6 protein-coding genes and 1 pseudogene are annotated in these 4493 nt (G+C 59.9%); 2 read left to right on the top strand and 5 right to left on the bottom strand.

The genetic code is table 11. The annotated features are described in order from the left end of the window. Together NUW23_05710 and NUW23_05705 are read left to right on the top strand one after the other, a co-directional pair. A partial coding sequence (locus NUW23_05710) for a hypothetical protein (protein ID MCR4425672.1) occupies nt 1-389 on the top strand: 389 nt, incomplete at its 5' end. 157 nt (nt 390-546) lie between these two features. After that, nucleotides 547-792: an AbrB/MazE/SpoVT family DNA-binding domain-containing protein gene (locus NUW23_05705; GenBank protein ID MCR4425671.1), complete on the top strand. Its 246-nt coding sequence runs from the start codon at nt 547-549 to the stop codon at nt 790-792. Nucleotides 793-858: 66 nt separating this feature from the next. Here the strand turns inward: NUW23_05705 and rsmI are convergent, their stop codons facing one another. The 5 genes and pseudogenes from rsmI to NUW23_05680 all read right to left on the bottom strand — a co-directional run. Next, on the bottom strand, nt 859-1722 hold the full coding sequence (gene rsmI, locus NUW23_05700) for a 16S rRNA (cytidine(1402)-2'-O)-methyltransferase (protein MCR4425670.1): 864 nt from the start codon (nt 1720-1722) through the stop codon (nt 859-861). 27 nt (nt 1723-1749) lie between these two features. Next, on the bottom strand, nt 1750-2520 hold the full coding sequence (locus NUW23_05695) for a tRNA1(Val) (adenine(37)-N6)-methyltransferase (GenBank protein ID MCR4425669.1): 771 nt from the start codon (nt 2518-2520) through the stop codon (nt 1750-1752). Nucleotides 2521-2593: 73 nt separating this feature from the next. Beyond that, nucleotides 2594-3217: pseudogene (locus tag NUW23_05690) on the bottom strand (stage 0 sporulation family protein). Between the two features lie 13 nt (nt 3218-3230). After that, complete coding sequence (locus NUW23_05685) at nt 3231-4289, bottom strand: AAA family ATPase (protein MCR4425668.1); 1059 nt, start codon at nt 4287-4289, stop codon at nt 3231-3233. Further along, nucleotides 4276-4493 (bottom strand): hypothetical protein (locus NUW23_05680; GenBank protein ID MCR4425667.1); only part of this gene is annotated, 218 nt, incomplete at its 5' end. The genes NUW23_05685 and NUW23_05680, both read right to left, overlap by 14 nt.

The following is a 4493-nucleotide window of genomic DNA, read 5'->3' as shown; positions in this document are numbered from 1 at the left end:
GTGTCCGTCACCTGTACTTGGCGTCATACAACCAACTTGGGCTGGATTTCGAGATTGCTGTCGACCTGTTCCTTCTCGATGCGCCTGGTATGTCTCCTCTGGACCTTGTTGCCCGTGACATCCTCTCGGCAGGCCGGGCTGTGAGGGTCGTAAGGTCAGAGAGTCTCGAATTGGCGGGCCTCATGGGGTTGGACCTTTTCCTTACCGGCGTTTCACATGACCGTCTGATGCTGGCGGGTGGGATGCGCCTGGTGTTCCTGACAGACTTCCACCAAGGGGTCAGTTTCATCACTCTCGGGTACCAGTCCCATCCGGAGAATCACCAGGCGGCTCTGGATAAGATCCTCTCCACGCTCGCCCTCGGGCCGGGGTGGAAAACGCCCCACTGAACGTCAATGCGGAAGCTTGCGAAAAGAGCGGCGGCATGCCCAGAATGACAACTTTACCGCCGAGGATCTGTGAAATCACCCCTTGACTCGTCTTGGAAGTTCTACTATTATTTGCTTGTAGACTGATGTCGAATTGTGTTGAAAGGGGGCTGCAAGTATGAAGTCCACGGGCATCGTCCGCAAAGTGGATGAGCTTGGTCGCGTAGTCATACCAATCGAACTCCGTAGAACACTGCAGATCGAAGAGAAGGATTCCCTAGAGATCTATGTGGACGGTGAGAAGATCATCCTGAAGAAGTACGAGCCTGCCTGCATCTTCTGCGGGAACGCAGACGGCATCCGTATCTTCAAGGACAAGAACATCTGCAAGGAGTGCTTCGATCTGATGAAGAGCGTAGGTTAGGCTCGCGCAGTGCGGCCTACCACGGCGCTCAAGATCGGGCGTTTTCTCTTACGAGAGGACACGTCTCTACGTGTCCTTTCGTTGTTTTGCGAGCACGTTACGGTAGAGTCTCCTCCTGTAAATCCCCTTTTCTCTGGCGACTAAGGCGATGGCGTCACGGGTCGTGTAACCTGAGTCTATGAGTGCCAGCACCTCCTCTTCGGCTTGGTCGCCATCCTGAGTGGTCCCCGGCCCCTCAACTGATTCTGGTGTAGGGGCCGGCTGGGGACCCGCCACTACGAGGACGAACTCGCCCTTGGGGGATTCCGCCCGCACCCATTCAAGGATCTCGGACACTCTTCCTCGCCTGATCTCTTCGAATTTCTTGGTGATCTCTCGCGCAAGGGCACAGGGGCGATCCCCGACTACCCGGAGAACGTCTTCCAGCATCCGACGCAGCCGATGCGGAGCCTCGTAGAAGATCAGAGTGGAATCGTACGATGCGAGCGCCGTCAATACGGCCCGGCGTTCGGCACTCCGCCGAGGCAGGAACCCCTGGAATGTGAACCTGGACGCAGGGAGGCCGGACGCAACGAGAGCCGCCAGGAAAGCAGCTGGACCTGGCACAGGCACGATCCTGTGCCCTGCATTGATCGCCCTCCGCACTAGAATCTCTCCGGGATCAGATATGACGGGAGTCCCTGCATCGGAAACCACTGCAACATCTTCTCCTCGGGCCAGCACTTCGAGTACCTGGTCAACCCTGACAACCTCGTTATGTTCATGGTAGGAGAGGAGCCTCGCCTTGATACCATACCTGGAGAGGAGCAGGCCCGTGTGCCGGGTATCTTCCGCGGCCACCAGGGACACTTGAGAGAGCACATCCCGTGCCCGTTGGGTTATGTCAGCGATGTTTCCGATGGGAGTGGAGACAAGGTAGAGTGTGCCCACTTGCAGGCCCCTCCCGTTCTGGCCTTCCTATGGGCCGAAGTATATGCGATTTGCCTCGGGAGTGTAGGATCCATCCTCACCATAGAGGATCAGCGGCGGCTGGACGGCCAAGTCGGGACAGGCTCCTTTCACCGCCTCGACCAGCACCATCATGGGAGCCTGGCCCATCCTTGCCTGGACGAACCGGAGTCGCCGGGGTTCGAGGCCTGCGCCTCTCATGAGCACCAGCAAGTCCACAAGACGCCCGGGCCGGTGGACCATGGCCACTCGCCCCCTGGACCTGACGAGTCTGCCCGCGGCCTGTACGACGTCCTCCAGTGTGCACGCAATCTCGTGCTTCGCGACGGCGAGCTCGTCTGTGAGGTTCACTGTGCCTCGATCCGCCCGTATGTAGGGCGGGTTCGATAGAGCCACATCGAACGATTCCGCCCCGAACATCCCCACGGCCTCCTTGAGGTCACCGTGGATTATGCTGATCTTGTCGGAGAGCCCGTTGAGCCGCACGCTCCTTCGGGCCATGTCCGCCACGTCCTCCAGTATCTCCAGGCCCACGATTTCGGCAGGATTCCCTCTGGCAGACAACAGGAGCGGGATCACGCCGGTGCCCGTGCCCAGGTCGATGCACCGGTCACCCGCGCGTACCCGAGCGAACTCGGCGAGCAGGACCGCGTCCATGGAGAACCGGAACCGTGTCGGGTCCTGAATTATGCGGAGTCCTGATCGTTGCAGGTCGTCCACGCGCTCATGCTCACGGACAAGGGCACCGCTCTCAACGGGTGGTTCATCCCGTGCTCCCATTCTCCTCACCCTCCCCACCCGCCTCGGCCTCCGCATCCGGCGTTTCATCCCGGGCTCCATGGTAGGCGGTGCATTCATACTTGAGACAACACATCAGGCGACCGCAGATGCCCGAGATCTTGGTGGGGTTGAGAGACAGGTTCTGCTCCTTGGCCATGCGGATGGAGACGGGCTCGAAGTCCCCAAGAAACGTGGCGCAGCAAAGTGAGCGGCCGCACGGACCCAAGCCCCCGAGCATCTTCGCCTCGTCCCTCACTCCGATCTGCCTGAGTTCGATGCGGGTCCGGAACACAGAGGCCAAGTCACGAACGAGTTCCCGGAAATCCACACGGCCTTCCGCGGTAAAATAGAAGATGATCTTGTTGTTGTCGAACGTGTACTCGACGTCAATCAGTTTCATGGGAAGACCGTGGGCGGCGATCTTCGCAAGCCCGACATCGAACGCCCGGCGGGCTTTCTTTTGGTTCTCAGCGACCTGCCGGTGGTCTTCGGCGGTGGCAACCCTGATGACCTTCTTGAGTGGGGCCACGATCTGATCATCGGGCACGAGTTTCGGCCCGACGACGATCTCCCCGAACTCCACCCCTCGTGCGGTCTCAACGATCACCGCGTTCCCGGGCTTGAGATCCAGCTCCCCGGGGTCGAAATAGTATACCTTCCCCGCTTCCTTGAAGCGGACTCCGACGACATTGACCATATACGGCACCTTCTCAGTGGAGTAGCGCGAGGTACAGAAAGAAATCATCGAAAGCCAACCTTGCGTTGGCGTTACCTCGTAACGCCCGGCCCACCCGCATGGCGCGGGCGGCAAGCCTCTCGAAGGTCTTCACCGAGTACCTGCTCGAATCCTCCTCCAACTCTGACATCCAGTCGAGGTTGGTAACCAACTCTTCTCCTCCCGGCACCGAACGTACGAAGAGATCCCGGAACCAGCCCGCGATCACGTCCATGGCCCCCTCTGGAGAGGCAATCCCGCGGACCGCGGGGCCGTCCTCCCGGTCCGCCGCCTTCTTGAGCGCATCGAGAAGCTCACTAGAGGTGCGGATTGCCTTTGCTCCGCTTCCACACCCTAACACAGTCCGCACTGTCGAAATGATGGTCTTCCTGAGGGCGAAGTATGCGTCATCTGACGCAAGCTTGATGACCTGCCCCGGCAAGCCCCCTGAAAGCGCAGCGAGGAACCTTGCGCGCTCAGCCGACACTCCCAAGGTAAGTTCAGCCCACTCTCTGACCCGGGCAGGATCCACTGTGGAAAGGCGTACCCGTTGACATCTGGACACGACCGTAGGCCGCAGGAGTCCTGGGTTCTCCGCAGTGAGGATGATGGCCGCGTCCCCCGGAGGCTCCTCCACCACCTTGAGCAAGCAGTTCTGAGCCTCCTCAGTCAGGTGGTCCGCGCCGTCCAGAAGCCAGGTCTTGAGGTGGCTCTCATTGGGTTTTCGGGAGATCCGGGACTGCATCTCCCGGATCTGGTCTATCTTGATGGAATCGCCCTCCGGGACGATTATGTTGAAATCCGGGTGGGAATCAGACATGATCTTCCGACAATGACAACACTCACCGCAGAACCACAGGCGGGCTCGAGACCCGGGGCCTGTCTCGCGCCTTTCCGCACAGTTGAGAGCGAGTACGAATCTTCGCGCGAGCAGGGTCTTTCCGCTTCCCGACGGTCCCCATAGGAGATGGGCGTGAGATACCTTCCCCGACGTCAATTCCCTGTCGAGTATCTGGATAGCCTCATCCTGTCCTACAATTTCAGGAACCTCCATTGGCCACCCCCCTCTGCGCGATGACGGGCAGGACCACACTGACCACCTCACAGTGGATCTCTTGGACCGATCGTGCGGTGGCTGCGATCACTCGGAACCTGTCGGGTTCGCTCTCAGCTTGACGCAGATAGGCGTGGCGGACCGCTTCGTGGAATTCTGCGCGTCTCAGTTCTATCCTGTCCGCCTGCCGGGAGCTGGCTGCCC

This window comes from Bacillota bacterium, assembly GCA_024655925.1.
Taxonomy (GTDB): Bacteria; Bacillota; DTU025; order DTU025; family JANLFS01; genus JANLFS01.
This window is presented reverse-complemented; position numbering and strand designations above follow the sequence as displayed.

Excerpts from the sequence above, each read along its gene's own strand:
- NUW23_05705 (MCR4425671.1), top strand. The coding sequence starts at position 547 with ATGAAGTCCACGGGCATCGTCCGCAAAGTGGATGAGCTTGGTCGCGTA.
- NUW23_05695 (MCR4425669.1), bottom strand. The coding sequence starts at position 2,520 with ATGGGAGCACGGGATGAACCACCCGTTGAGAGCGGTGCCCTTGTCCGT.
- NUW23_05685 (MCR4425668.1), bottom strand. The coding sequence starts at position 4,289 with ATGGAGGTTCCTGAAATTGTAGGACAGGATGAGGCTATCCAGATACTC.